Genomic DNA, 25,445 nt, shown 5'->3' with positions numbered 1-25,445 from the left:
GGGGCCGCGACCAGTGGCACGGCACTCGCATCCGCATACCCACCCGGCGGGCTGACCAGCCGGAACGGTTTGACTGAATTTTCAGTCAGGGATACCGTGGCCTCATGAAGAGGCGCACGTTCGTGCAGTCGGCGGCGGCCGCGGCCGGTGGTCTGCTCGCCGGCTGCACCGACGACAACAGGTCCTGGGTCATGCCAGAGGAAGGTCGCCCGCACCAGCGGACGTGGATGGCGTTCGCGGTGTCCGAGCGGATCTGGGGGCGGGAGCTGGTCCCCCAGGTGCAGCGCGACCTGGCGCGGATCGCGACCACGATCGCCCGGTTCGAGCCGGTGTCGATGCTCGTACGGGCTCAAGACCTGCCCCTCGCTCGTGAGCTGACCAGCGGCAACGTCGATCTGGTCACCGCTGAGCCGGACGACCTGTGGTTGCGGGACACCGGTCCGATCTTCGTGAACGGCGCCGCCGTGGACTTCAACTTCAACGGCTGGGGCGGCAAGCAGGGGCACGGCCGGGACGCGAAGGTCGCGCGGTTCGTTGCCGAGCGGGCCGGGGTCGAGGTCGTGAAGACCGATCTGGTGCTCGAAGGTGGCGCGCTGGAGGTCGACGGCGAGGGCACGGCGATCATCACCGAGAGCTGTGTGCTCAACTCCAACCGCAACCCGGGCTGGACGAAGCGCGACGTCGAGGAGGAGCTGGCGCGGTTGCTGGGCATCCGGAAGGTGATCTGGCTGCCGGGTATCGCCGGGCGGGACATCACCGACGGGCACACCGACTTCTACGCGCGGTTCGCCGGGCCTGGCGTGGTGGTGGCCGGGCTGGACAACGACCCCGAGTCGTTCGACCACGACGTCACGCGCCGCCACCTGGAGATCCTGCGCGACGCGACGGACGTGCAGGGGCGAAAGCTGCAGGTCGAGGTGCTGGCAGGGCCTGCTCACCCGAGGGTGGGGGACGACGACTTCGCGGCCGGGTACGTGAACTTCTACGTGTGCGACGGTGCCGTGGTCGGGCCGGAGTTCGGTGATCCGGAAGCCGACGGGAAGGCCCTGGCGCTGCTCACGCGGTTGTTCCCCGGACGTGCGGTGGTGCAGATCAACATCGACGGCATCGCGTCAGGCGGCGGAGGCATCCACTGCGCGACGCAGCAGGAACCGAGGTAGCTCCCGTGTCAGAGCGCAGGACGCAGATGCTCGAGGCGGCCGTTCGCGTGATCGCGCAGGACGGGGTGCGCGGGTTGCGCGTTGAGAAGCTCGCGGCCGAGGCCGGGGTGTCGACGGCGTTGATCTACTACCACTTCAAGGACCGGGCGGGGATTCTGCGGGCGGCGTTGGAGCACGTCAACCACCGTGCGCGCCTCTACACCGAACCGACGGCCGGTGATCCGCGCGCGCGGCTGGAGCAGATGCTGCTGGGTGAGCTGCAGGACTTGCCTCAGGTGCGGGAAACGAGCGTGGCGTGGGGTGAGCTGCGGGCCAGCGCGGCGTTCCACGAGGAGCTGCGCTCGCCGTTGCGCGAGGCCACCGAGGCGTGGAACTCCGACGTCGCCGCTCTGGTGCGCGAGGTGGATCCCGCGCTCGACGCCGACGCGGTGGCCGAGCGGCTCACCGCGCTGGTCGAGGGGTTGAGCGAGCGCTGGCACAGCGGGTCGGTGTCCCTGGAACGGGCCCGCGAGCTGCTGGCCGGCGCCGTGCGGCACCTCTCCTGCCACGGCTCTGCATGACGCAAGCCGGGCTTGCCACGCGGCGTCGGCGACTACCGGTTCCAGGCTGGCTGGGTGTGGTCAGCGGCGATGTGATCAAGAGTTGGTGGTGCTTGCAGACGCCGGCAGAGCCAACGCCGTGGAATCAACCCGTCTAGACCGACAGGCGCTGCTGGGCGACCGCGCGGGCGAAGCCCTCGACGTTGTCGATCATGATGTTGTGGCCGGCGTGGGGCACCGGGATGACCTGGACACCGGCGGCGGTGAGCTCGCGGGCGCCGGAGGGCGGGGCGTCCTCGGGGTGCAGGAAGACGCGCGGGATCTCCAGTTCCAGCAACAGCTTCCGCATCGTCGGGTGCGTACCGCGGACGAGGTCGACGGCGCTGCGGTAGAGGGCTTCGCGGCCGGCCATGCGCATGGTGGCGGCCCAGTGCGGTCCGACGTCGCGCAGCACGCGGTCGAAGCCGTGTGCGAGGAAGTCGGCCTCACCGTAGGCGGCGATGCCCCGGCTGCCGGGTGCGCCGAGGGCGGGCGTGGCGGGGTCGACGTGCGGGTCGACGAGGACGAGCGAGCGCACCATCTCGGGGTGCCGCGCGGCGAGCACGATGGCGACGGCGCCACCCATGCTGTGGCCGATGATCTCACTGCGCCGCAGCCCGATCTTGGCCAGCGCGACCGCGAGCGCGTCGGCGTGGCCTTCGAGCGAGTAGGCGAACCCGGTGGGGCGGTCGCTGATGCCGAAGCCGAGCATGTCCATCATCAGGCTGCGGCGGCCGGCGAGCAGCGGGTGCGCGACGGCTTCGGCGTAGTAGGGCGCCGATGACGCGCCGAGGCCGTGCAGGTACACGCGGGCGGGCGTGGCACCCGGCACTTCGACCCAGCGGATCCGGACCCCAGGTCTGATCTCGACGGCGCGCATTTCTCTCCCCGCGTGATTGGTTTCCGGACCCTACCTCGCGTCCACTGCGTGTGAGACCGCTTTTGAGAGCCGGTTCTCGGTCAGTCGACGACGCGTGCCGAGAGCACTGCGAGCAGCAGCGTCACGGCGGTGAACACGAAGGTGTAGCTGAATCCTATGGCGGCGTGCAGAGGGCGTGATCGCGCTCCCTCGCACAACTGCAACTGCCAGTGGGCCGCGCCCATTCCGAAGATCAGCCACGGGATGACGATCAGTGCTTGTGTGGTTCCGCCGAGCATGCCGCTGACCGCGAAAGGTGTTGCCGCGGTGAGGATTCCGGTGATGATCGCGAACGTGCGCGGCCTCGCGACGGGCTCGCCGGTGAGGCGCCCGGCCGCGGTGGCCACTGCGGCCGCGAGCAGCGCGGCGGTGATCAGGAGGCCGAGCAACCACGGACGTTCGTCGGTGTCGGTGCCGGTGAACGGGATGAGGGCGACCGCGATCAGCAGCACGGCGGCTGTGGGTGTGAGTGGCAGCACCCAGGCGTGGCGGAGGGGCACCGCGTGATGCTCGCTCATGTGCGCGTTGATCGGGAGAGGCCGAACGGTGTCACTCCGGTGAATCGACGGTGAAGTCCGTCAGTTGCGGTTCGAGCACACCGGTGAGTTCGGCGACGAGGAGCTCGGTCAGCGTGCTGTCGAAGGTGTGCTGGTCGAACTCGGCGTCCCAGACGATCATCCAGCGGTCGGGGTCCGGGTGGGACGCGTCGCACCCACACGGCCTCGCGCACAACCGCGGGCTGCCCGGCGCGGCGGTGGATCGGCTGCGGGCCCGAGCCGGCGAATCGGCCACGTTCGCCGTGGCGTGGCAGCGGGCGACAAGACAGGGACGAGCCGACCGGCACCACGTGACCGAGAAAGGCACGGCACGGCTCATCGCCGGTCAGACCGCTGCGGCCGCCAGCCCGGAGCCTCTCCGGTGGAAGGCGGGGCGGGCGGCGCCTACGGGCTGATGGTCACGCACCACACACACGACTCCCGCCGGGTTCCCCCAATTTCAATTCTAGGTGCGGGGTCCGACGCTCAGGCCCAGCGCGGCGCAGGCGGCCGTGACGGTGGCGGTGCGAAGCTCGTCGACCGGGGCGTCGGGGAACTGCATGGTGCAGTCCTGCATGCCGCCGAACGCCAGCACCGCGCGTGCTTGTTGCTCCAGCGTCGGTTCCGAGCCGAACACGAGCCGGGTCAGGCGGGCGCGCCAGGTCAGCACGACGTCGATCAGGCCCAGCTCGGCGAGGGTGGTCAGCTCGGTGAGCAGCATGAGCATGTCGGTGCGGTGGCGGTGGTGGAAGTCGAAGAAGCCCTCGATGAGTTCGAGGGGCGGCACGTCTGCGCGGGCTTCCATGCGGGCGATGAACTGTTCGCCGTCGTCGAGCAGCGGGGTCACGATGCTGCGGATCAGGTCCTCGCGTGAGGAGAAGTGGTAGTAGAGCGCGGGTTTGGTGATGCCGAGGCGGTCGGCGATCTCCTGCAGGCTCGTCTGCTGCACGCCTTTGGTGGCGAACAGCTCGCGGGCGGTCCGCAGGATGCGCTGTTTGGTGTCGGACTTGGCCACGCACCGAATCTTACTTAACAGTCGGTAAAAACGGGTGTAGGCTCGCCGGCAGCGGACTTACCGACCGTTAAGTAAGGGGGTTGACGTGCGAGTTCTTGTTTCAGGGGCGAGCATCGCGGGTCCGGTGCTGGCGTACTGGCTGACCCGCTACGGCCACGAGGTGACGGTGGTGGAGCGGTCGCCGGTGCTGCGCAAGACCGGTGGGCACGCGGTCGACCTGTTCAGGCCGGCGATGGACATCTCCGACCGGATGGGCGTGGTCGACCGCATCGAGGCGCTGGCGACCGGGACCGAGCGGATCACGTTCCTGCGGGAGGGGACGCGCAAGCCGATCACCGCGGACGTCACGAAGCTCTACGTGGCGGCGTCGGACCGGCACGTCGAGGTGATGCGCGACGATCTGAGCGAGATCTACTACGAGGCGACGCTGCCCGACGTCGAGTACGTGTTCGGCGACTCCATCACCTCGATCGACGACGGCGCGGTGACGTTCGAGAAGGCCGAGCCGCGCCGGTTCGACCTGGTGATCGGCGCGGACGGGCTGCATTCGAACGTGCGCGGGCTGGTGTTCGGCGAGGTCGCGAAGTCGTTCACCGGCGCGTACCTCGCGGTGTTGTCGGTGCCCCGGGAGCTGGGTGTGCCGGGGGCGATGACCGGGCACATCGGGCCGGGGCGCAGCGCGGCGGTGTACGGGGCCCGGCACGTGGACGACGCGCGGGCGGTGTTCCTGTTCCGCAGCGCCGAGGAGCTGGACTACCACCACCGCGATGTCGCCCGGCAGAAGGAACTGCTGCGCGAGGCGTTCCGCGATCTCCACCCCGAGGTCGACGAGTGGCTGGGGTTCCTGGACAGCGATCGGACGTTCTACTTCGACTCGATCACGCAGCTGCGGGAGGACACGTGGTCGCGCGGGCGGGTGGCGCTGGTCGGGGACGCGGCCTACTGCCCCGGCCCGGCGATCGGTGGCAGCACGAGCCTCGCGGTGGTCGGCGCGTACGTGCTGGCGGGCGAGTTGGCCGCGGGTCAGGACTACGAGGCGGCGTTCGCGCGCTACGAGAACGAGATGCGGCCGATCGTGCACGCGAGCCGGAAGTTCGCGCTCGGGGTGGCCAAGACGCTGATCCCGTCGACGCGGACGGGTGTGTGGGCGTTGACGCGGGGCGCGCAGCTGGTGACGTCGCTGCCGTCGTGGCTGGTGCGGCCGCTCGCGAAGCTGAACTCGAAGGGCGTGCGGCTGCACGACTCGATGGTGGTGCGCGACTACGAGCGTCAGGGCGCCGGAGTCCCGGCGCCCTGACGACTCACTCATCACTACTGGTCAGATCAGAACTGCAGGCTCCACTTGTCGAGGAAACCGGTGTCCTGGTTGGCGTTGTCGTTGACCCGCAGCTGCCAGTTGCCGTTGGCGACTTCGCTGGAGGCGTTGACGGTGTAGGTGGTGTTGATGTTGTCCGTGCCGCCGCCGGTGTGGTTGTGCAGGACGTACACGGTGCCGTCCGGGGCGATCAGGTCGACCTTGAGGTCGCCCTGGTAGGTGTGCTTGATGTCGACCGCGACCTTGAGGGTCGCCGGCGCGTTGCCGGTCACCCCGGACACCGTGATCGGCGAGTTGATGGTGCTGTTGTCGGCGATCTGGAAGTCCGTGGTGTTCTCGAAGTACTTGCCGGGCGGCGTGGTCACACCGCAGTACTGCTGCTCCTTGCCGATGGCCTCGTACGGGCAGTCGGCGCGCTCCAGCAGCTGCAGAACCGCCTCCTTGTTGCGGGAGGTCTGCGCGGGGATCACCTCGTCGGGCGGGTAGAAGCCGCCGCCGGAGCCGGAGCTGCCGGGGTACATCTCGAAGGTGTAGGCGAAGATGCCCTGCGTGCCCCACAACCAGTCGGGGATGGACCCGTCGGTGATGTAGAGGTCGCTGGACTGCTCGGGCGTGTAGCCGTTGCTCTGCGCCATGGACTGGCCGATGGTGGCGAACGTGTCGCGCTGGTCCTGGGTCAGGCCGGGCGCGACGTCGTCGTAGGTCCAGCCCCACGGCCACAGGATGAGCTGGCTGTAGGTGTGGAAGTCGATGGACGCGGTGATCTGCTGCTTGCCGCCGACGTTGCGGCCGCGCACGAAGTCGGACACGACCTTGACCTCGGGTGCGGACGCCGCGCTGGGGCCGCGGTAGGTCTCACTGCCGGTGCTGCCCGACGAGCCGCCGCAGCAGCCCCACTTGTAGTCCCAGTTCCGGTTGAGGTCGGTGCCGACGTTGCTGGAGCCGGCGTTGGGCTGCCGGTTCTTGCGCCACGACCGGTAGCTGCCGGTCGCGATGTCGTACTCGCCGCCGTCCGGGTTGACGTCCGGGATGATCCAGATCTCGCGGGTGTCGACGAGGTCCTTGACCCGCGGTTCGGTGGCGTACTTCGAGGTCAGCTCGTTGATCGTGTACAGCGCCATCTCGACCGTGAGGTGCTCACGGGCGTGCTGGTGGTGCGTGAACAGCACCTCCGGCTCGTTCTCGTCGACGCCGACGTTGTCGCTGATCTTGAGCGCGATGATGTCGCGGTTCTCGTAGGACTTGCCGATGACCTGCTTGGAGATCAGGTTCGGGTACGCCGCGACCACGTTGTTGATCTCGGCGGTCATCTCGGCGTAGTTGTGGTAGTTCGAGTCGGCCGCGGGGAAGTCGAACGGCCCGATCTCGGAGTTCGCCTCCATCCGCTTGGGCAGCTCGCTGACCTCGAACCCTTGCGCTCGCAGGCTCTTGACCTCGCGCTCGGTGGCGGTGATCACGACGATGCCGTGCTCCTCGACCGAGTCGATCGCGGCGCCGGAGCGGGCGACCTTGGTGCGCTGTTCGGCGGTGCGCACGTTGTTGACCTGGTAGTTCGTCGACGTCTCCTGGGCACCGGGAGCGGCGCCGGTGGGCACGCCTCCCATGGCGAACACGACGCTCGCGGCGACGGTGACCCCGATCAGGGGTCTGAGATGGCTCTTTCGCATGCAGGGCAACCCTTTCGAACCACGCAGGGACATGGCTTCCGTCTGTTTAGTCCGTGTTAAGGCCCACTGTCATCCCGCCATCCGTATGGGGTTACCTGGTGGGATGACGCGCTACGACGCTGTGGAGGCCGCCTCGTACCGGGTGGCCCGCGAGATTTCGCTCGACGGTCTGTCGTCGTGGCGAGAGGTGCTCTTGCCGTATTTCGTGCCGGGACGGTCCGTGCTGGACCTGGGGGCCGGGACGGGGTTGTTCGTGCGGGCGTTCGCCGAGTGGTTCCCGGCGGTGTCCGTGGTGGCGGTGGAGCCTTCGGCGGACATGCGGGCGGCGTCAGGGCTGCCGATGCTGGCCGGGGACGCCTGCTCGGTGCCCTTGCCGGACGCGTCGGTGGACGTGGTGTGGATGTCCACCGTCGTGCACCACGTGTCCGATCTCGGTGCTGCCGGGGTGGAGTTGCGGCGGGTGCTGCGGCCGGGCGGGGTGGTGGTGCTGCGGTCGTTGTTCCGGGAGCGGCCTGACGGGATCGGGCTGTTCCGGTTCTTCCCCGAGGCGGTGCGGGCGCTGGCGTCGTTTCCTTCGGTGGACGAGGTGGCGTCCGGGCTCGGGTTCGAGGTGGAGCGACTGGAGGCGGTGCCTCAGGTGACGGCGTTGTCGTTGGCGGAGAAGGCTTCCAGCGTGCGGTGGGAGGCGGACACGTTGTTGCGTTCGCTGTCTTCGGAGGAGTTCTCGGCGGGTCTGGCGCGGTTGCGTGAGGCTGCCGCGGTGGAGTCCGGGCCGGTGGTCGACCACCTGGATCTGCTGGTGCTCAGAACTGTCGGGGGTGTCTGAGACGCTGCTACTTGTGGATGAGAAGGAGTTGTTGCGGCGGTATCTGGACGCGGCGCGGTCGGCGTTGTTGTGGAAGCTCGACGGGGTGTCGGAGTACGACGCGCGGCGGCCGTTGACCCCGACGGGCACGAACCTGCTGGGGCTGGTGAAGCACGCGGCCGGGGTCGAGCTCAACTACTTCGGCCGCGTGTTCGGGCGGCCGTTCCCGAATCCGCCGGTGTGGTCGACCGCGGCCGCGGCACCGGCGGCGGACATGTACGCGGCGCTGGACGAGTCGAGCGTGTCGGTGCGGGAGTTCTACGGCGAGGTGCGGGCGTTCGCCGACGCGACGATCTCCGCGCTGCCGCTGGACGCGCCGGGCGTGGTGACGTGGTGGTCGGCCGAGAAGCGGGACGTGACGTTGCGGCAGGTCCTGGTGCAGGTGTCGATCGAGCTGCACCGTCATGCCGGGCACGCGGACGTGGTGCGGGAGCTGATCGACGGCGCGGTCGGCATGCAGGACGGCAACACGAACATGCCGGCGGTGTCGGCCGGGTGGTGGGCCGAGCACCACACCCGGCTGGAGGAAATCGCGGCCGCGTCGTCCTCGGCTCTGCAAGGCTGAACGGCATGGCCTCAGATCCGAAAGCCGACCTGCACCGCTATCTGCGCACGGCCCGCGAGGTCCTGCTGTGGAAGCTCGACGGCCTGTCCGAGTACGACGCGCGGCGCCCGCTCACGCCGACGGGCACGAACCTGCTGGGCCTGGTCAAGCACGTGGCCACCACCGAGCAGGAGTACTTCGGCGCGTGCCTGGGCCGCAAGTTCCCCGAGACGCTGCCGTGGATGGACGCGATCGAGAGCGGGAGCGACCCGAACGCGGACATGTTCGCGACGGCGGACGAGTCCCGCGAGGACATCCTGGCGCTGTACGCCCGCGTCGCGGAGTTCGCCGACGGTGTGATCTCGGAGCTGCCGCTCGACGCGCCCGGAGTGGTGCCGTGGTGGCCCGAAGAGCGCCGGTACGTGACGCTGCACCTGCTGCTGGTGCACATGATCGCGGAGACGAACCGGCACGCCGGCCACGCGGACATCCTGCGCGAGGGGCTGGACGGGCTCGCGGGGCTGCGCGACGGGCTGTCGAACATGCCGGAGCAGGACTGGGCGGCGTATCGGGAGCGGCTGGAACAGGTGGCGAAGAACGCTGCCGAGCGAGCCTGACCTGGAGGTTTCCGTCGCGTGCGGGCGGTGGCCGGGCAGCTGCGGGTCAGGTGCGAGTAGCCGGGCTCGTCGTGCGGGTTGGTGGCGCCGGGCCTGGCTGAGCGGTCAGGGCGGGCCGCGGGTTCGGTGGTCCATGAAAGAGCCGTTCATGGTGTGGACCGGGATGCCGAAGCGCGAAGCCGGGTGGGATGTAGCTGGTGCAGCGTCGCGTCGGCGGCACGGACCGGGTGCCCGCGCCGCCACCGGGGGCCGGGGCTACGGAGTGGAGTTGCGGCCGGAGAAGAACTTGAGGACGTCGGACACGTAGAGGTCGGGCACCTCGATGGCCGGGAAGTGGCCGCCGCGGTCGTACTCGGTCCAGTGCTCGGCCTCGCCGGCCGGATCCAGCAGCGAGCGGATGCCGGTGTCGGCGGCGAAGGTGGCGAAGCCGGTGGGCGCGGCGGCGGCTCCCCAGGTGCCGGGGGCGTTCATGGACTCGTAGATGAACTCGGCCGAGGTGGCGCCGGTGCCGGTGAACCAGTAGATCGACACGGCGGTGAGCAGGGCGTCGCGGTCGACGACGGAGCACCAGGCGTGGAACTTCTCGTAGATCCAGGCGAGCAGGCCGATCGGCGAGTCGGTCAGTGAGGCGCCGATGGTCCACGGCTTGGTGGACATCAGCTGGAGGTAGCCGAGGCCGGTGGCGACCAGGTCGTTGAACCGCTCGGCGCGGGCCAGCTCCACGCCGGACAGGTTGTCCAGCGGGAGCGGGCCGCCGAACGGGTGGGCGCTCGGGCCGTTGATGTGCAGCGCGGTGACGGCCGGGGTCAGGCGGCTCATGGCGCCGGCGATGCCCGCGCCGACGTCGCCCGCCTGGATGCCGTAGCGGGGGTGGCCGAGCGAGTCCATGAGGGTCGTGAAGGCGGCGGCGGTGCGGGAGACCTCCCAGGCGCCGGTCACCGGCACGGAGAAGCCGAAGCCCGGGATGGACGGCACCACCACGTGGTGATCGCGCGCGAGGTCGGCGAGCACGGCGGTGTACTCGGCGAACGTCGAGGGCCAGCCGTGGATCAGCAGCAGCGGCAGGGCGTCGGCGCGCGGGCTGCGGACGTGGATGAAGTGGATTCGCTGGCCGTCGATCTCCGTGACGAACTGCGGGAAGGCGTTGAGGCGGGCCTCGGCGGCGCGCCAGTCGAAGCCGTCGGCCCAGTACTCGGCCAGCGCGCGCAGCTCGGCCACCGGGACGCCGCGGCGCCAGCTGCTCCCGTCGGCCCCGGCACCGGACTGGGCGGGCCACCGGGCGCTCTGCAGGCGTTGACGCAGGTCGGAGAGGTCGGTCTGGCGAATCTCGACGCGGAATGTGTCCATGGCTGAAACACTAGGAACCATTGCGGAAAGGTTCGTTCCTCATTCGCGGGGAGGGTGGAAGACATGTTGGAGACGTCGGCGCGGTTGCTGAAGTTGCTGTCGTTGCTGCAGTCCCCGCGCGACTGGAGCGGGCCTGAGCTGGCCGAGCGGCTCGGGGTGACGACCAGGACCGTGCGCAACGACGTCGACCGGCTGCGCAACCTCGGCTACCCCGTGCACGCGACGCCCGGACAGGCGGGCGGGTACAAGCTCGGCGCCGGGGCCAGCCTGCCGCCGCTGCTGCTGGACGACGAGGAGGCGGTGGCGATCGCGCTGAGTCTGAGCACGCAGGACTCCGACACCGCGGTGCAGGCGCTCAAGAAGATCGAGCAGGTGTTGCCGAGCAGGCTCAAGCACCGCCTCAGCACGTTGCAGGAGTACACGGTCGGCACGACGAAGGAGCTTGATCCGCACATCGCGACGACCATCGCGAACGCCTGCCGCGCGCGGGAAAGGCTGCGGTTCGACTACGTGAAGTTCGACGGCGCGCAGGACCGCCGTGAGGTCGAGCCCTACCGTCTCGTCCACACGAGGGGCAGCTGGTACCTGATCGCGTGGGACATCGGCAGGAACGACTGGCGCACGTTCCGCGCCGACCGCGTCCAGCCGCGCGTCCCGAACGGCCCGCGCTTCATCCCGCGCGAGCTCCCCGACCTGGAGGCCTACGTCAAGCAGGGCCTGGCGACGGCGGCGTGGCGGTTCCGGGCGACGGTCACGGTGCACGCGCCGGCGCACGAGGTCGCTGCGAAGGTCCCCGCGGCGCTCGTCGAAGCCGTGGACGAGACCACCAGCAGGATGACGGCCGGGTCGGACACCCCCGAGATGCTCGCGGTGTACCTGGGGATGCTGGGCTGCGACTTCGAGGTCGACGGGCCGCCGGAGCTCGTTCACCACCTGGGAAAGGTGGCTGACAGGTTCCGCAAAGCGATCGATACTGCTGAGCATGGGTAAGGAATACGAGCGCATCGAGCCGCGGCTGTGGGAGTTCATCGAGAACCAGAAGGTGTTCTTCGTGGCCAGTGCGCCGTTGTCCGGTGACGGGCACATCAACCTCTCGCCCAAGGGCCGTCAGGGCACGCTGCGCATCCTCGACGACCGCACGGTGGCGTACCTGGATTTCGGTGGCAGCCACGCGGAGACGATCGCGCATCTGCGGGAGAACGGCCGGATCACGTTGATGTGGTGCGCGTTCGAGGGGCCGCCGAACATCGTGCGCATCCACGGCCGCGGTGAGGCCGTGTACCGCGACGACCCGCGCTTCGCAGATCTCGCACAGGGCTTCGGTGAGGCCGACGGGCCTGCGCTTCGGGCCATCATCATCGTCACGGCCGAGCTGATCTCCGACACGTGCGGGTTCGCGGTGCCGTTCATGGACTACCGCTCCGAACGCGACCTGCACGCGGACTACTTCGGCCGCAAGACCGACGAGGAGTTCCGCGCCTACACCGACAAGAAGCCCTACAACATCGCGAGCATCGACGGTCTGCCCGCGATGCCGCTGCCCTTGCCGCCTCGCTGAAAGATTCCTGGGACCCGATGTAGAGAACGCGGCGGCGGCTCCGTCCCCTGGGCATGACGAAGAACGAGATCACCGAGGTCCTCGACCGCCCGCTGAGCCAGGAGCTGCTGGCCCGCGACCTGACCAGGCTGGCCTACGTGGCCAAGGACGGCACGCCGCGCTCGATCCCGATCGCGTTCGCCTGGAACGGCGAGCAGATCGTGTTGTGCACCTCGAAGAACGCGCCGAAGCTGCACTCGCTGCGCGCGAACCCGGCGGTGGCGCTGACCATCGACACCGAGGTGCACCCGCCGAAGATCCTGCTGATCCGCGGCACGGTCGAGCTGGACCCGGTGGACGGCATCCCGGACGAGTTCCTGCAGATGAACGGCAGCTACGCGATGAGCGCGGAGCAGCGGGTGGAGTGGGAGCGCGAGGTGCGCTCACTCTACGACGACGGCATGGTCCGGATCGTCATCACGCCGACGTGGGCGAAGCTGATCGACTTCGAGACCACGCTGCCGACGCCCGTGCAGGAGCTGGCGCAGCGGCGGTCAGCTCGACAGGAAGCGGTCTAGCACCCGCACACCGAACTCCAGGCCCTCGACGGGGACGCGCTCGTCGACGCCGTGCGCCATCGACCGGTAGTCGAAGTCCGCGGGCAGCGACAGCGGCGAGAAGCCGTAGCAGTGGATTCCCAGCTGGCTGAACGCCTTCGCGTCGGTGCCGCCGCCCAGGCAGTGCGGCACGACCACGGCGGCGGGGTCCTCGTCGCGCAACGCCTCGGCCATCGCGGCGAACCACGAGGTGTCGATCGGCGCTTCCACCGCGGGCTGGTGTTCCAGGAACTCCCGCGTCACGCCCTCGGCCAGCAACGAGTCGATGGTCGCTTCGAGCTCGTCGAGCGTACCGGGCAACGTGCGCACGTCGAGCTGCGCGGTGGCGGTGCCGGGGATGACGTTGACCTTGTAGCCGGCCTGCAGCATCGTCGGCGTGGTCGAGCAGCGCACGGTGTTCTCGACGAGCTTCGCGGCCGGTCCGAGGCGGGCGATCGTGCCGTCGACGTCGTCCAGGTCGACCTCGACGCCCAGCGCCTTGCCCGCGCCGACCAGAAACGCCTCGACCGTGGGCGTCAACCGCACCGGGTGCTCGTACGCGGCGATGCGCGCCAACGACGTGACGAGTGCTGTGACGGCGTTCTGGGCGTTCTTGCGCGATCCGTGGCCCGCGCGGCCCACGGCGGTGAGCTTCATGTGCGACGTGCCGCGCTCAGCCGTGCCGATCGGGTACAGCCGGACGCCGTCCACGTCGAAGGAGAACCCGCCGGACTCGCTGATCGCCGCCTCGACCCCGGCGAAGTGGGCGGCGTGGTGCTCGACGAGCCAGTGCGCGCCGTACACGCCCTGGTCCTCCTCGTCCGCGACGAACGCCAGCACCACGTCCCGCCGCGGCCGGCGACCCTCGACGTGCCACCGGTTGACCACGGCCAGGGTCATCGCGGCCATGTCCTTCATGTCCACGGCGCCGCGTCCCAGCACGTACCCGTCGCGGATCTCGCCGGCGAACGGGTCGAAGCTCCACTCGGCCGGGTCGGCGGGCACGACGTCCAGATGCGACTGGACCAGCACGGCGGGCAGCGACGGGTCGGTGCCCGGGATGCGCGCGAGGACGTTGGTGCGGCGCGGCGCGGGTTCGAGCAGGGTGGGCGGCACGCCGTTGTCCTGCAGGATCGTGGCGACGTGCTCGGCCGCCTCACGTTCGCCCGCACTGGAGCCGCCACCGCGGTTCGTCGTGTCGAAGCGGATGAGCTGCGCGCACAGCTGCGCCACGTCCAGCGTCATGCCGCCACCCTACGGTCAGCCGTAGATGCCCTCGATCGCACCTGCCGCGACGTGCGTGACGACCTTGAACGCCTTCATCGCCTCGGTCATCGAGACGGCGTCGAACCCGACCCGGCGCGGCCCGGCGAGTTCGACGGTGGGCACGACCGCGGCGGCGTCGGCGAGGTGGGTGGCGTCGAACTCGACCTCGATCCGATGCGCCGACACGACACCCTCCCGTCTCCCTGCCCGGGACATCGCATTGGCGGACGCTTCTGTGATCTGTGAAAAAGCCACCGCCGGCGGGAGACAGATGGCGGCGTAGCGCGATACGCACTCCTTCACCGCGACGCCGGTGGCCTCCGGTGCGTAGCTGCGGGCGTCTTCGCAGGTCAGGTCGTCGCCGGTGACGAGCAGGACGGGCACTCCGTACTCGGCGGCGAGCGCGGCGTTCAACCTGCCTTCGGAGGCGTGGACGCCGTCGAGCCACACGCCGGTGATCGAGTTCTCCAGGTAGGTGTGCGCGAGCACGCCCGACGAGCCCGCCGCCGTGTGATAGCCGAGGAAGACGACACCGTCCACACCGGAGTCGACGCCCTGCATCATCGACAGCGGTTTGTGGCGGCCGGTGAGCAGCCGCGCGGCGGGGTGGAGGTCTTCGAGCAGCAGGTTTCGCTGCGACGAGTGGGCTTCGTTGACGAGCACCGCCTTCGCGCCGCCCGCGACCAGGCCCTCCACGCACGCGTTGACGTCTCCGGTGAAGAGCCGCCGCATCCGTTGCCACTGCTCGGTGCCGGGCACGACGTCCCCGGTCCAGGTGACTCCGGTGGCGCCTTCCATGTCCGCCGAGATCATGATCCGCACATCTGAGTAACGTAGCGGTGGGCTGCTGGGGAAGAGGGGTATTTCGTGCGTGTGAAAGCGTGCGCGTTGCTTGCAATAGCAACGACATTGGTGTTGGCGGCGCCGCCTGCCACTGCTCAGGGGCCGGTGATCCTGAAGGTCGCGATCGTCCAGCAGATCGACTCGATGAACCCGTTCCTCGCGGTGTTCCAGTCGAGCACCGAGATCGGCCGGTTGATGTACGACTACCTGACCGCGTACGCGGCGGACGACCAGCGGGTCACCGAGGGCATCGCGAACAGATGGGAACCGTCGGCGGACAAGCTCACGTGGACGTTCACCGTCCCGCCGGGCAAGAAGTGGTCGGACGGGCAGGCGATCACGGCGCAGGACGTCGCGTTCACCTACAACCTGATGCTGACGAACGAGGTCGCGCGGACCGCGAACGGCAGCTTCGTGAGCAACTTCGAGTCGGTCACGGCGACCGACGACAGGACCGTGGTGATCAAGACCAAGGCGCCGCAGGTGACGATGCTGGCGCTGGACATCCCGATCGTGCCGAAGCACGTGTGGGAGAAGGTCTCGAACATCAAGGACTACGCCAACGACCAGATGCCGGTCGTCGGCTCCGGCCCGTTCGTGCTGACCGAGCACGTCGCGGGCCAGTTCATCAAGCTCAAGGCCAACAAGGACTACTGGCGGGGCGCGCCGAAGTACGACGAGCTGCACTTCGTGTACTTCCAGAACTCCGACGCCGCGGTGCAGGCGCTCGCGAAGGGCGAGGTCGACCTGGTCAACCGGATGGCACCGGCCCAGTTCGACTCGCTCGACAAGAAGGACGGCGTCACGCGCAACAAGGCGCAGGGCCGCCGCTTCACCGAGCTGCTGATCAACCCCGGCGCGCAGACGAAGACCGGTGAGCCGATCGGCAACGGCAACCCCGCGCTGAAGGACGTGCGGGTGCGGCGCGCGATCGCGCAGGCCGTCGACCTGGACGCGCTGGTGCAGCGGGTCAGCCTCGGCTACGCGGAGAAGGGCTCCGGGCTGGTGCCGCCGGTGTTCGCCAAGTGGCACTGGGAACCGGATGCGGCACAGCTGCGCAAGTTCGACCCGGCGGCCGCGAACGCCGCTCTCGACGCGGCGGGCTTCCCGCGCGGGGCGGACGGCACGAGGTTCTCGCTGCGGCTGGTCGGGCGGGCCGGCCGGGCGTACGACGAGCAGGCGTCGGAGTACTTGAAGCGGTCGATGAGCGACATCGGCATCCCGCTGGACGTGCAGCTGGTGTCGGACAACCAGCTCAACGAGGTCACCACGGCGGCGACCTACGACCTGGCGTTCTCCGGCTGGGCGACGAACGTGGACCCGGACTTCATCCTGGGCCTGCACACGTGCGCGCAACGGCCGGGCGCGGACGGCAAGGGCGGCACCACCGACGCCTACTTCTGCGACCAGGCCTACGACGAGCTCTACGCGAAGCAGCTCTCGGAGTTCGACGAGGGCAAGCGGGTGGAGCTCGTCAAGCAGATGCAGGCCCGGTTCTACGACCAGGTGCCCGCCGTGGTGCTCGCGTACGAGAACGCGCTGGAGGGCTACCGCTCCGACCACTTCGCGAAGTTCACGACACAGCCCGCGCAGGGTGGCGTGATCATGGCGCAGAACGGCATGTGGGGTTACTACGGCGCCGAACCCGCGTCGCGGACCGCGGGGACGTCGGGCAGTTCGTGGGGCGGGCTCGCGGCCTTCGGTGCGGCGATCGCGGCCATGGTGCTGGCGATCGTGGTGTACGTGAAGCGGCGCAAGGCCACGGCGGGGGAGCGCGAGTAGGTGCGACTCGCTGGTCGGCTCGGTGGCGCCGCGCTCAGCCTGGTGATGGTGGCGGTGCTGGGCTTCTTCCTGTTCCGGGTGGTGCCCGGCGATCCCGTCGTGTCGATGACGCGCGGGCGGCCGACGACAGCGGCGATGCAGGCCGAACTGCGCTCGCAGTTCGGCCTGGACCGTCCGCTGTACGAGCAGTTCTGGAGCTACCTCACCTCGTTGCTGCGCGGTGACCTCGGCACGTCGTTCACGTTCCGCCGCCCGGTCGCCGACGTGATCGGAGAACGCCTCGGCCCGACGTTGCTGCTGGTCGGCACGTCGACGCTGATCGCGGTGGGGCTCGGGCTGTGGCTCGGGGTGCGGGCGGCGTGGCGTCGTGACTCGGCGTTCGACCGCGCCACGACGGGGGTGTCGCTGACGTTGTGGGCGGTGCCGACGTTCTGGCTCGGCATGCTGCTGATGATGGTGACGGGAGATCTTTTCCCGTCGCGGGGCATGCGGGACACCGACACCGCGCCGGACTTCGTCTCGCAGGCCCTGGACATCGGGCATCACCTGGTGCTGCCGTCGGTGACGCTGGTCGCGGTCGTGTGCGCGGAGTACATGCTGGTGATGCGGTCGTCGTTGCTGGAGGAGATGCACGCGCCGTACCTCGTCACCGCCCGCGCGAAGGGGCTGCGCGACGACCTGGTGCGCCGCCGCCACGCGGTGCCGAACGCGGTGTTGCCGGCGATCACGCTGGTGTTCCTGCGGTTCGGGCTGGTGGTGGCCGGGGCGATCACCACGGAGACGGTGTTCTCGTGGCCAGGGCTGGGGTTGTTGTTCTACGACGCGCTGACCGGGCCGGACTACTTCCTGCTGCAGGGGCTGCTGGTGTTCACGGCGGGCGCGGTCGTGGTGATGAACCTGCTGGCCGAGCTGCTGTACGGGGTGCTGGATCCGCGGGTGAAGGTCGTATGAGCGGGCGTGGCACTGGCCGCTCACCGCGAGGCAGGGCGCGGCGGCTCCGGGTCGGGACGAGGCGGTGACAGGCGGATGAGCGGGTTCGGCACACCTCGGTCCGGCCGAGGCGATCGTGGCGCGGGCGGGTTTCTCTCCCGTGGGTTCGGTGCGCGCTGGTCCGGCCGCGGCGAGGGTCGTGGGTTCGGCGAGCACCGCGCGGGTGTGGTCGGCGCGGCGATCCTCGGGGCCGCGGCGCTGGTAGCGGTGATCGCGCCGCTGCTGATCTCCGCGGACGCCCTGGACGTCACGCGGGTGACGGCCGCGCCGTGGCAGTCGCCGAGTGGTGAGTTCTGGCTGGGGACGGACCACACCGGGCGGTCGGTGGCGTTGCTGATGGCGCAGGGTGCGGGGACGTCGTTGTTCGTCGGGCTGACGGCGGCGGTGCTCGCGGTGAGCATCGGCACGCTCGTCGGGATCCTCAGCGGTCACTTCGGCGGCCTCACCGCGGGGGCGCTGTTGCGGGTCACGGACTTCTTCCTGGTGTTGCCGGCGCTGGTGCTGGCGATCGCGCTCTCGACGGTGCTGCCGCGCGGGCTGGGCACGATCGTGCTGGCGATCGGGCTGACCAGCTGGCCGTCGACGGCGCGGATGGTGCGGGCGCAGACGCTGACGATCGAGGCGCGGCCGTTCGTGGAGCGGGCGCGGGCGCTCGGGGGTGGGCACGGGCATGTGATCGGGCGGCACGTGTTGCCGTCGGTGGTGCCGTTGGTGCTGGTCAACGCGACGCTGGCGGTGGCGTCGGCGATCGTGGCCGAGTCGACGCTGGCGTTTCTCGGGCTGGGTGATCCGACGCGGATCTCGTGGGGCGCGATGCTGCACCAGGCGCAGCTGCACGGGGCGGTGCCGCAGCGGGCGTGGTGGTTCCTGTTGCCGCCCGGTGTCGCGATCGTGGTGGTGGTGCTGGCGTTCACGCTCGTCGGGCGCGCCCTCGAAGCCGTTGTGACGCCGAAGAGGTAGCCGGATGCTGGAACTGAAGAACCTGAGCGTCCACTATGGACACAAGCGCGTCGTCAACGACGTCAGCCTGAAGCTCGCCAACGGCCAGACGCTGGGGCTCGCGGGTGAGTCGGGGTCGGGCAAGTCGACGGTGGCGATGTCGGTGTTGCGGCTGCTGCCCAGGACCGCGAGCGTCGACGGTGAGATCCTGCTCGACGGCGACGACGTGCGGACGATGGCGTGGGGGAAGCTGCGGGCGGTGCGGTGGGCGTCGGCGTCGATCGTGTTCCAGGGCGCGATGCACTCGCTCAACCCGGTGCAGCGCGTCGGTGACCAGATCGCCGAGCCGATGCGTCTGCACGGCACCAGCGGCAGCGTCGCGGAACTCCTCGACCACGTCGAACTGCCACACGACAAGGCTCGTGCGTATCCGCACGAGCTGTCGGGCGGCCAGAAGCAGCGGGTCATGATCGCGATGGCGCTGGCGTGCGGACCGAAACTCGTCATCGCCGACGAACCGACGACGGCGCTGGACGTGGTGGTGCAGGCGCAGGTGCTCAAGGTGATGAAGAGACTGGTCGCCGAGCAGGACCTGGGGCTGCTGATGATCAGCCACGACCTGTCGGTGCTCGCCGAGACGTGCGACGACCTGGCCGTGATGCACCGCGGCGAGCTGGTCGAACGCGGCCGTACGCGCGCAGTCATCGCCAACCCGCAGCACCCCCACACGGCGGCGCTCACGGCGGCGTTCCCCACGATCGGCAACCCCGACGACCGCCTCGCCGACCCGCTGGACAGTACGCGGGGAGCTTTCGTACTGCATGACAGGACGCAGGCGCCCCGCGTACCGGAAGCGGAGGCGCTGCTTGAGGTGCGGGACCTGGTGGTCGACTACGGCCGGACGCGCGCGGTCGACGGGGTGGACCTGACGATCGGCCGGGGCGAGATCGTGGCGCTGGTCGGGCAGTCCGGATCCGGCAAAACGACACTGGCCCGTACCATAATGGGGCTGCGGGCACCGTCCTCCGGTCGGGTGATCTTCGACGGCGTCGAGGTGGCCAGGAAAGGCGAGGCGCTCAAGGCGTTCCGGCGGCAGGTGCAGCTGGTTCTGCAGGACCCGGCGAGCGCCCTGAACCCGCGGCACAAGGTGCTCGACGCGGTGGCGGAGGGACTGCGGGTGCACGGCATTCCCGGCGACGAGGAATCGCTGGTCACGGCCGCTGTCGAGCGTGCGGAACTGAGGCCCGCGAACCTCTACTTGGACGCCCTTCCGCACGAGCTGTCCGGGGGTCAGCAGCAGCGGGTGGTGATCGCCGGAGCGCTGGTGCTGGAGCCCCGTCTGCTGGTCGCCGACGAGCCGGTCGCGTCGCTCGACGCCTCGGTGCGCGGGGAGATCGTGGCGTTGCTGCTCCGGTTGCGGCGTGAGCTGGGCCTTGCTTCATTGATCATCACGCACGACCTCGGGCTGGCCTGGCAGATCGCCGACCGGGTCGCGGTCATGCATCAGGGGAAGATCGTGGAACAAGGCTCGGTGGAACAAGTGCTGCTCAACCCGTCTCATGACTACACGCGTGCGTTGCTGCGCGCGGTACCTCAGGTCTGACAAGTGATCCCGATCGAACATGCCCGTTATCGGGCCGCGCTGACGCCTGCCGAGATCGGCCGGGGCGGGGCGGACGGCTGGGTGTCCGCCGATGAGGTGCCGACGCTGGCGTGGCTGGCGTGGAACGACCTGGGCCGCCCGCCGGGAGTGCTGGGCGAGCTCGCGGAGGCGAGCGAACCGGAGCACGTGCTGGAGCTGTGCCGGATTCTGGCCTCGACCTCACGCGCGGACACCGCGGCGGTGTGGCGCTACTTAGCGGCGGACTGGGAACGCACCGGTGAGCGTTCCGACGGCAGGCAGCGGTTCCTGCTGGACCGTGCGACGCGTGGTGAGGGCATGAACTGGCGCGACTTCTCGGCCCTGATGGGCACTGACCGGCCTGAGGAGGTCGACGCGGCGTTCGACCGCGGCGAGGACATGGTCGGCATCTCGGTGATCGGCCTGTCGCTGTCCTATCCGGACCCGTGGGTGACGCTGGCACGGGTCGCGCGCGCGTTGGACCACAATCGCATCGAGGTGCGTCACCAGGGCGCGACGGCGCTGGCGCACGTGGCGCGGCTGCACGGGGTGGTGTCGCGGGAGTGCCTGGAGGTGCTGCGGCGGCATCCGAACGAGGTGGCCGAGGACGACCTGTGGACGTTCGTCGCCCACCACAAGCTGCCGGCGTGGTTGTGGTGGCGGCGGATCAAGGCGCGGCTAGGGCGTCGAGTTCCGCGCGCACGGCGGTCTCGGTTACCAGGTTGCGCTGCTGCTCGGCCCGCCGCAGGGCTTCCTCGAAGTGCGCGCGGGCCTGGTCGGCCGAGCCCGCGCTCTTCGCGATCCGGCCGCGTTCCAGCGCGATGTGGCAGCGCATCTCGTCCGGGCCGTACCAGCCGCCGGGTGTGAGCGCCCACGCCTGGTCGCACTCGGTCTCGGCCATGACGTGGTCACCGGCGAGCCTCGCCAGTTCTGCGAGCCCCAGGTGCGCCCCCGCCTGAACGACCTGCGCCCCGGCTCGGCGGGCCAGGGTAAGAGCGAGGTCGAAGTCGGCGCGAGCACCCGCCAGGTCGCCTCCGGCGAGCTTCGCGTTGCCTCGTCCGACCACGGCTTCCGCGGTGTCCTCGGTGGCGCCGAGCTCGTCGAGCAGCTGCCGCGCGCGGTCGATGTGCGCCAGGGCTCCGGTGTTGTCGCCGTCCGCGAGCGCGATGTCGCCGAGCTGGTTGAACGCCAGCGCCGCACCCCACCGGTCACCGGCCTGCTGGAACGCCGCCGCACCCTGCCGCAGCAGGTCCGCGCCCGCTACCGGGTCGCCTTCCATCCGTTTGACCAGGCCGTCACCGACCAGCGCGAGCGCGATGCTCCACGGGTCGTCGCCGAGCAGCCGGTTGCGGCGGTGCCAGATCTCCGACTCGTCCTCCGGCGCGCCCAGCGCCATGCCCCACATCATCGTCATGATCGGATAGCGCGGCGGCGCGTCGAACGTGGCCAGCAACGCGTCGGCCTGCCGGATTCGCGCGGTCTGGTCCCCGGTCGCGACCGGCCAGGCGATCAGCAGGCACAGCGTGTACTCCTGCTCCCGCCCCTGCGGCACGGTCTCGCCACACGCGTGCAGCACGGCGTCGGCTTGCTGGGCGGCCTCGGTGCGCAGGCCGCGGCACCAGTAGTAGGTGGCGAGCGCCGCGACCAGCTCCAGCGCGAGATCGACGTCGTGGGCGGTGGCCCACCCGACGGCGGCGACGAGGTTGTCGTGGTCCTGCGCGAGACTGCGCAGCCAGTCGACCTGGTCATGCGCGCGCAGGTGCGGTTCCGCCCGCTGGGCCAGGTCGAGGAACCAGCGGGCGTGCCGTTGCGCGAGGTCGGGTGCGTGGGTGGAGCAGAACGCCCGGATGGTGTCGAGCATCCGGTAGCGGTCGCCGGTGACCTCGATGAGCGACTTGTCGACCAACGATGTCAGCGTGTCGACATCGGAGGTCGTGACCTCCACGGCCGCCTGGAGATCAGCGCTGCCGTGGAACACCGTGAAGCGGGCCGCGAGATCGCGTTCGGCCGCGGAGAGCAGGTCCCAGCTCCACTCCACGACGGCGTGCAGCGTGCGGTGCCGGGGCGCGGCGGTCCGGCTTCCCTTGGACAGCAACCGGAACCGGTCGTCCAAGCGCGCGGTGATCTCGGCGAGAGGGAGTGATCGGACGCGTGCGGCGGCGAGCTCGATGGCGAGCGCGATCCCGTCCAGCCTGCGGCACACGTCCGCGATGACGTCGTAGTCCGCGGTGAAGCCGGGTTTGACGGCCTGGGCGCGGTCGAGGAACAGCCTCACCGCGGCGTCGTCGTCGAGCGCGGTGACCGGGTTGAGCGTCTCGCCGGTGATGCCGAGCGGTTCGCGGCTGGTGGCGAGCACCCGCACGTCCGGGCAGGCGGCCAGCACGGCACCGAGCACCCGTGCGGCCTCGTCGACGACGTGCTCGCAGTTGTCGACGATCAGCAGCGCGTTGCGGTTGACCAGCGCCGCGATCAGCCGCTCCTCGACGCTCACGGCCCCCGCGGACAGCAACCCGGCTTCGCGCACGCCGACACCGTCGAGCAACGCCCGGGCCACCTCGGTCGTGGCGCTGAGATCGACGAACGCGACCTCACCCGGCTCGCGGTGCCCGACCTCGACGGCGAGCCGGGTCTTGCCGGTGCCGCCGGGTCCGATGAGCGTGACCAGGCGGTTCTCCTGCAGCCACTTCACGACGCGGCGCAGGTCCTCGTCGCGGCCGACGAAGCTGGTGAGCTGCGCGGGAACGCCCCGGTGCGGCGCCTCGGCCTTGAGCACCTCCAGGTGCGCGGCCGCGAGGACGGGGGAGGGATCGACGCCGAGCTCGTCCGCGAGCAGCTCCCGGCCCTGGGCGAACACCTCCAGGGCGTCGGTCTGGCGGCCGTCGCGGTGCAGCGTGCGCATCAACGCGGCCCGCACGTCCTCCCGCAACGGGTGCTCCGCCAGCACCTCCCTGAGGTCGTTCGTGGTCCCGCCGGAAAGTACGCAGCTGATGAGCACTTCGGTCAGGCGGCGGCGCGCGTCGGCCACGAACGGGGCGTCGACGTCGGCCAGGGCGGGGCCGCGCCACAGCGCCAGGGCCTGCGGTGCGCGCCCGGCGTCCAGCAGCTCGGCGCAGCGCAGGTGATCCACGTCGGACGGTTCGGCGACCAGCCGGTAGCCGGCCGGGTGGTGCTCGATCACCAGGCCGGGCACGGTGCGGCGCAGCCTCGACACCTGCGACTGCAGCGCGTTGGCCGCTCCCGCGGGCGGCTCGGGGTACAGGCCGCCGATCAGGTGGTCGTGCCCCACGATCCGGCCGGCGTCCAGCACGAGCATGGCCAGCAACGCGCGTTGCCGCGGCGCCGCGATCTCCACGCCGTCGACCAGCACCGGGCCGAGCACTGCGAACCTCACGGGGTGTGATTGTTCCGCAGTCCCCGGCCCGGTGAGGCCGAAACACCGTGATGGGCGCTCAGCCGAGGACGGCGTCCCAGGTGGCGCGCACCTGCGCCGGGCGCACGGCAGCTGACCGGCGTCGTGCGGGAACTGCTCGACCGCGCCGCCGTCGCCCGCGACAAGCTCCAGGGCCTGGTCATCGGCGTGCCAGGCCTGGTCCAGCACGGCGCCGGCCCCGTCGTGCGCCAGGGCACCACCCTCGACGCCGAGGACGTCGGCACCTTCGCCGCCACGGTCGGCCGCGCCCTGACATGCCTGGTCCGGCTGGAGAACGACGTCAACCTCGCCGTGTGCGGCGAAGCGTGGAAAGGCGTCGCCCAGGGCATCTCGACCGCGGCCTACGTGCACTGGGGCTCACGCATCGGCGCCGGGTTGCTGATCGGCGGCCGCGATCGGGGGAGTCCGGGCGCCGCTCGACGAGTTGGAGCGGACGCCGGTCTGACCGTCAGAGCTCGTGCCCGGTCGTGGCGTCCACGTGGTCCGGCACCTCGTCGTGCCGGTCACCGACCGTCGACGTCCCGGTCGGCTCGAACAGCAGGACACGCGCACCCGACGGCGCGGAAGGCCGGTGGAACGTCCCGCGGGGCACGGTGAACACCGCGCCCCGCTCCAGCACCACCGTGCGTTCCCCGGCGGGCTCGCGCAGCCCGATGCGCAGCTGACCGTCGAGCACCAGGAAGAACTCGTCGGTGTCGTCGTGGACGTGCCAGACGTGCTCGCCCTCGGCCTTCGCCACCCGCACGTCGTAGTCGTTCACCCGCGCCACGATGCGAGGGCTCCACAGCGCGTCGAACGAGGCCAGGGCATGGTCGAGAGAGATCGGTTCGTTCATGCCACCAAGCCTCACCGCTGGTGTCCGCATGCGGTGAGTGCTAGGAATCGCACATGTCGCAAGAATCCTCGCATCGGGTCGTCGTGATCGTCGACGAGAACTCCAACCCGTTCGAGCTCGGCTGCGCCACCGAGATCTTCGGCCTGCGCCGCCCGGAGATCGGCCCCAGATTCAACCCGGCCCTCTACGACTTCCGGCTCTGCTCACCCGAACCGGACACCCTCATGCGCGACGGCTTCTTCACCCTCACCGGCGTCGCGGGACTGGACGCCACCGAGCACGCCGACACCCTCATCGTCCCGAACCGGCCCGACGTCGACGCACCCCGCCGCCCGGCCGTCCTCGACGCAATCCGCGCAGCACACTCCCGCGGCACCCGGCTCGTCGGCTTCTGCAGCGGCGCCTTCACCCTCGCCGAGGCAGGCGTGCTCGACGGGCGCCGCGCCACCGCGCACTGGCAGTGGGCCGACGACTTCCGCGCCCGGTTCCCGCAGGTGCAGCTCGAACCGGACGTGCTCTTCGTCGACGACGGCGACATCCTCACCGCCGCGGGCAGTGCCGCCGCGCTCGACCTCGGCCTGCACATCGTCCGCCGCGACCACGGCGCCGAGATCGCCAACGCCGTGAGCCGCAGACTGGTTTTCGCCGCCCACCGCGACGGCGGCCAGCGCCAGTTCGTCGAACGGCCGGTACCGGACCTGCCGGACGAGTCTCTGGCTCCGGTGATGGCCTGGGCGCAGGAACACCTCGACACCGCCCTCTCCGTCACCGACCTCGCCGCACGAGCCGCGATCAGCCCCGCGACCCTGCACCGCCGCTTCCAGGCCCAGCTCGGCACCACCCCGCTCGCCTGGCTCACCGGCGAACGCATCACCCTGGCCCGCAGGCTGATCGAGCTCGGCGAACAGCGCTTCGACGTCGTCGCCCGCCGCACCGGACTCGGCACCGCCACCAACCTCCGCACGTTGATGCGCCGCGAAACCGGCCTGACCCCGTCGGCCTATCGACGCCGGTTCGGGACCAGTCCCAGCTGACCGCCCCTA

The 25,445-nt window shown here is 70.2% G+C and carries 24 protein-coding genes and 1 pseudogene; 15 read left to right on the top strand and 10 right to left on the bottom strand.

Translation table 11 applies throughout. The features are described 5' to 3' along the window. The first annotated feature begins 104 nt into the window (after positions 1 to 104). Together ABZX92_RS18335 and ABZX92_RS18330 are read left to right on the top strand one after the other, a co-directional pair. Entirely contained in the window at positions 105 to 1,160 is a 1,056-nt protein-coding gene (locus ABZX92_RS18335) for an agmatine deiminase family protein (protein WP_355560316.1), read from the top strand. A 5-nt stretch (positions 1,161 to 1,165) separates the two neighbouring features. Then, positions 1,166 to 1,720 (top strand): TetR family transcriptional regulator C-terminal domain-containing protein, encoded by a 555-nt coding sequence (locus tag ABZX92_RS18330; protein WP_355560313.1) that lies wholly within the window; start codon positions 1,166 to 1,168, stop codon positions 1,718 to 1,720. A gap of 133 nt (positions 1,721 to 1,853) precedes the next feature. Here ABZX92_RS18330 and ABZX92_RS18325 read toward each other — a convergent pair whose 3' ends face one another. From ABZX92_RS18325 to ABZX92_RS18310, 4 genes are all read right to left on the bottom strand, one after another. Then, entirely contained in the window at positions 1,854 to 2,618 is a 765-nt protein-coding gene (locus tag ABZX92_RS18325) for an alpha/beta hydrolase (protein WP_355560311.1), read from the bottom strand. Positions 2,619 to 2,698: 80 nt separating this feature from the next. Then, positions 2,699 to 3,175: a hypothetical protein gene (locus ABZX92_RS18320; RefSeq protein ID WP_355560308.1), complete on the bottom strand. Its 477-nt coding sequence runs from the start codon at positions 3,173 to 3,175 to the stop codon at positions 2,699 to 2,701. Between the two features lie 31 nt (positions 3,176 to 3,206). Further along, entirely contained in the window at positions 3,207 to 3,521 is a 315-nt protein-coding gene (locus ABZX92_RS18315) for a hypothetical protein (RefSeq protein ID WP_355560306.1), read from the bottom strand. 138 nt (positions 3,522 to 3,659) lie between these two features. Beyond that, complete coding sequence (locus ABZX92_RS18310; protein WP_355560304.1) at positions 3,660 to 4,208, bottom strand: helix-turn-helix domain-containing protein; 549 nt, start codon at positions 4,206 to 4,208, stop codon at positions 3,660 to 3,662. A gap of 85 nt (positions 4,209 to 4,293) precedes the next feature. On the opposite strand from ABZX92_RS18310, the gene ABZX92_RS18305 reads away from it, so the two are divergent. Further along, on the top strand, positions 4,294 to 5,505 hold the full coding sequence (locus ABZX92_RS18305; protein ID WP_355560301.1) for an FAD-dependent monooxygenase: 1,212 nt from the start codon (positions 4,294 to 4,296) through the stop codon (positions 5,503 to 5,505). A gap of 26 nt (positions 5,506 to 5,531) precedes the next feature. Here the strand turns inward: ABZX92_RS18305 and ABZX92_RS18300 are convergent, their stop codons facing one another. Then, on the bottom strand, positions 5,532 to 7,190 hold the full coding sequence (locus ABZX92_RS18300) for a M14 family metallopeptidase (protein WP_355560299.1): 1,659 nt from the start codon (positions 7,188 to 7,190) through the stop codon (positions 5,532 to 5,534). A 103-nt stretch (positions 7,191 to 7,293) separates the two neighbouring features. Between ABZX92_RS18300 and ABZX92_RS18295 the strand changes: the two genes are divergently transcribed. From ABZX92_RS18295 to ABZX92_RS18285, 3 genes are read left to right on the top strand one after another with little or no spacing between them, the layout of a single operon-like run. After that, a complete protein-coding gene (locus ABZX92_RS18295) occupies positions 7,294 to 8,016 on the top strand; it encodes a class I SAM-dependent methyltransferase (protein WP_355560296.1) in 723 nt (240 codons plus the stop codon). A gap of 13 nt (positions 8,017 to 8,029) precedes the next feature. Beyond that, on the top strand, positions 8,030 to 8,620 hold the full coding sequence (locus tag ABZX92_RS18290) for a DinB family protein (RefSeq protein ID WP_355560293.1): 591 nt from the start codon (positions 8,030 to 8,032) through the stop codon (positions 8,618 to 8,620). Positions 8,621 to 8,625: 5 nt separating this feature from the next. Further along, positions 8,626 to 9,216 carry a DinB family protein gene (locus ABZX92_RS18285; RefSeq protein ID WP_355560290.1) on the top strand — a complete coding sequence of 197 codons (591 nt, stop codon included), beginning with the start codon at positions 8,626 to 8,628 and terminating at the stop codon, positions 9,214 to 9,216. A gap of 255 nt (positions 9,217 to 9,471) precedes the next feature. Here ABZX92_RS18285 and ABZX92_RS18280 read toward each other — a convergent pair whose 3' ends face one another. Beyond that, a complete protein-coding gene (locus ABZX92_RS18280; protein WP_355560287.1) occupies positions 9,472 to 10,563 on the bottom strand; it encodes an epoxide hydrolase family protein in 1,092 nt (363 codons plus the stop codon). A 63-nt stretch (positions 10,564 to 10,626) separates the two neighbouring features. Between ABZX92_RS18280 and ABZX92_RS18275 the strand changes: the two genes are divergently transcribed. Genes ABZX92_RS18275 through ABZX92_RS18265 form a run of 3 tightly spaced genes read left to right on the top strand, consistent with a single transcriptional unit; the run spans position 10,627 to position 12,678 of the window. Further along, the gene (locus tag ABZX92_RS18275; RefSeq protein WP_355560285.1) at positions 10,627 to 11,553 is read left to right on the top strand and encodes a YafY family protein; all 927 of its coding nucleotides are present in this window, start codon (positions 10,627 to 10,629) and stop codon (positions 11,551 to 11,553) included. Continuing rightward, on the top strand, positions 11,546 to 12,121 hold the full coding sequence (locus ABZX92_RS18270) for a pyridoxamine 5'-phosphate oxidase family protein (RefSeq protein WP_355560282.1): 576 nt from the start codon (positions 11,546 to 11,548) through the stop codon (positions 12,119 to 12,121). Before ABZX92_RS18275 ends, ABZX92_RS18270 begins: the two co-directional genes overlap by 8 nt. A 53-nt stretch (positions 12,122 to 12,174) precedes the next feature. Next, positions 12,175 to 12,678 (top strand): pyridoxamine 5'-phosphate oxidase family protein, encoded by a 504-nt coding sequence (locus ABZX92_RS18265; RefSeq protein WP_355560279.1) that lies wholly within the window; start codon positions 12,175 to 12,177, stop codon positions 12,676 to 12,678. On the opposite strand, the gene ABZX92_RS18260 is transcribed toward ABZX92_RS18265, so the two are convergent. Both ABZX92_RS18260 and ABZX92_RS18255 read right to left on the bottom strand, forming a co-directional pair. Next, on the bottom strand, positions 12,655 to 13,941 hold the full coding sequence (locus ABZX92_RS18260; RefSeq protein WP_355560276.1) for a M20/M25/M40 family metallo-hydrolase: 1,287 nt from the start codon (positions 13,939 to 13,941) through the stop codon (positions 12,655 to 12,657). The two genes, ABZX92_RS18265 and ABZX92_RS18260, sit on opposite strands and share 24 nt — an antisense overlap. A 15-nt stretch (positions 13,942 to 13,956) precedes the next feature. After that, positions 13,957 to 14,784, bottom strand: coding sequence for a M55 family metallopeptidase (locus tag ABZX92_RS18255; RefSeq protein ID WP_355560274.1), 828 nt, complete (start codon positions 14,782 to 14,784; stop codon positions 13,957 to 13,959). Positions 14,785 to 14,829: 45 nt separating this feature from the next. Here ABZX92_RS18255 and ABZX92_RS18250 point away from each other — a divergent pair, with 45 nt between their 5' ends. From ABZX92_RS18250 to ABZX92_RS18235, 4 genes are all read left to right on the top strand, one after another. After that, the gene (locus ABZX92_RS18250; protein ID WP_355560271.1) at positions 14,830 to 16,587 is read left to right on the top strand and encodes an ABC transporter substrate-binding protein; all 1,758 of its coding nucleotides are present in this window, start codon (positions 14,830 to 14,832) and stop codon (positions 16,585 to 16,587) included. Beyond that, positions 16,588 to 17,538, top strand: coding sequence for an ABC transporter permease (locus tag ABZX92_RS18245; protein ID WP_355560268.1), 951 nt, complete (start codon positions 16,588 to 16,590; stop codon positions 17,536 to 17,538). A gap of 75 nt (positions 17,539 to 17,613) precedes the next feature. Further along, entirely contained in the window at positions 17,614 to 18,537 is a 924-nt protein-coding gene (locus ABZX92_RS18240) for an ABC transporter permease (RefSeq protein ID WP_355560265.1), read from the top strand. A 4-nt stretch (positions 18,538 to 18,541) separates the two neighbouring features. Then, entirely contained in the window at positions 18,542 to 20,119 is a 1,578-nt protein-coding gene (locus ABZX92_RS18235; RefSeq protein ID WP_355560263.1) for an ABC transporter ATP-binding protein, read from the top strand. 685 nt (positions 20,120 to 20,804) lie between these two features. Here ABZX92_RS18235 and ABZX92_RS18230 read toward each other — a convergent pair. After that, on the bottom strand, positions 20,805 to 23,489 hold the full coding sequence (locus tag ABZX92_RS18230) for a BTAD domain-containing putative transcriptional regulator (RefSeq protein ID WP_355560380.1): 2,685 nt from the start codon (positions 23,487 to 23,489) through the stop codon (positions 20,805 to 20,807). Positions 23,490 to 23,651: 162 nt separating this feature from the next. On the opposite strand from ABZX92_RS18230, the pseudogene ABZX92_RS18225 reads away from it, so the two are divergent. Further along, positions 23,652 to 23,918 (top strand): annotated as a pseudogene (locus tag ABZX92_RS18225) (ROK family protein); the annotation flags it as partial. A 97-nt stretch (positions 23,919 to 24,015) separates the two neighbouring features. Here ABZX92_RS18225 and ABZX92_RS18220 read toward each other — a convergent pair. After that, positions 24,016 to 24,402 (bottom strand): cupin domain-containing protein, encoded by a 387-nt coding sequence (locus ABZX92_RS18220; RefSeq protein ID WP_355560260.1) that lies wholly within the window; start codon positions 24,400 to 24,402, stop codon positions 24,016 to 24,018. A 53-nt stretch (positions 24,403 to 24,455) separates the two neighbouring features. Here ABZX92_RS18220 and ABZX92_RS18215 point away from each other — a divergent pair, with 53 nt between their 5' ends. After that, a complete protein-coding gene (locus ABZX92_RS18215) occupies positions 24,456 to 25,436 on the top strand; it encodes a helix-turn-helix domain-containing protein (protein WP_355560257.1) in 981 nt (326 codons plus the stop codon). Positions 25,437 to 25,445: the final 9 nt, after the last annotated feature.

The sequence above is a fragment of the Lentzea sp. NPDC006480 genome (genome assembly GCF_040611995.1).
In the GTDB taxonomy this organism is placed as follows: domain Bacteria; phylum Actinomycetota; class Actinomycetes; order Mycobacteriales; family Pseudonocardiaceae; genus Lentzea.
Note: the sequence above shows the minus strand (reverse complement) of the source record. Positions and strands in the feature narration are given on the sequence as shown.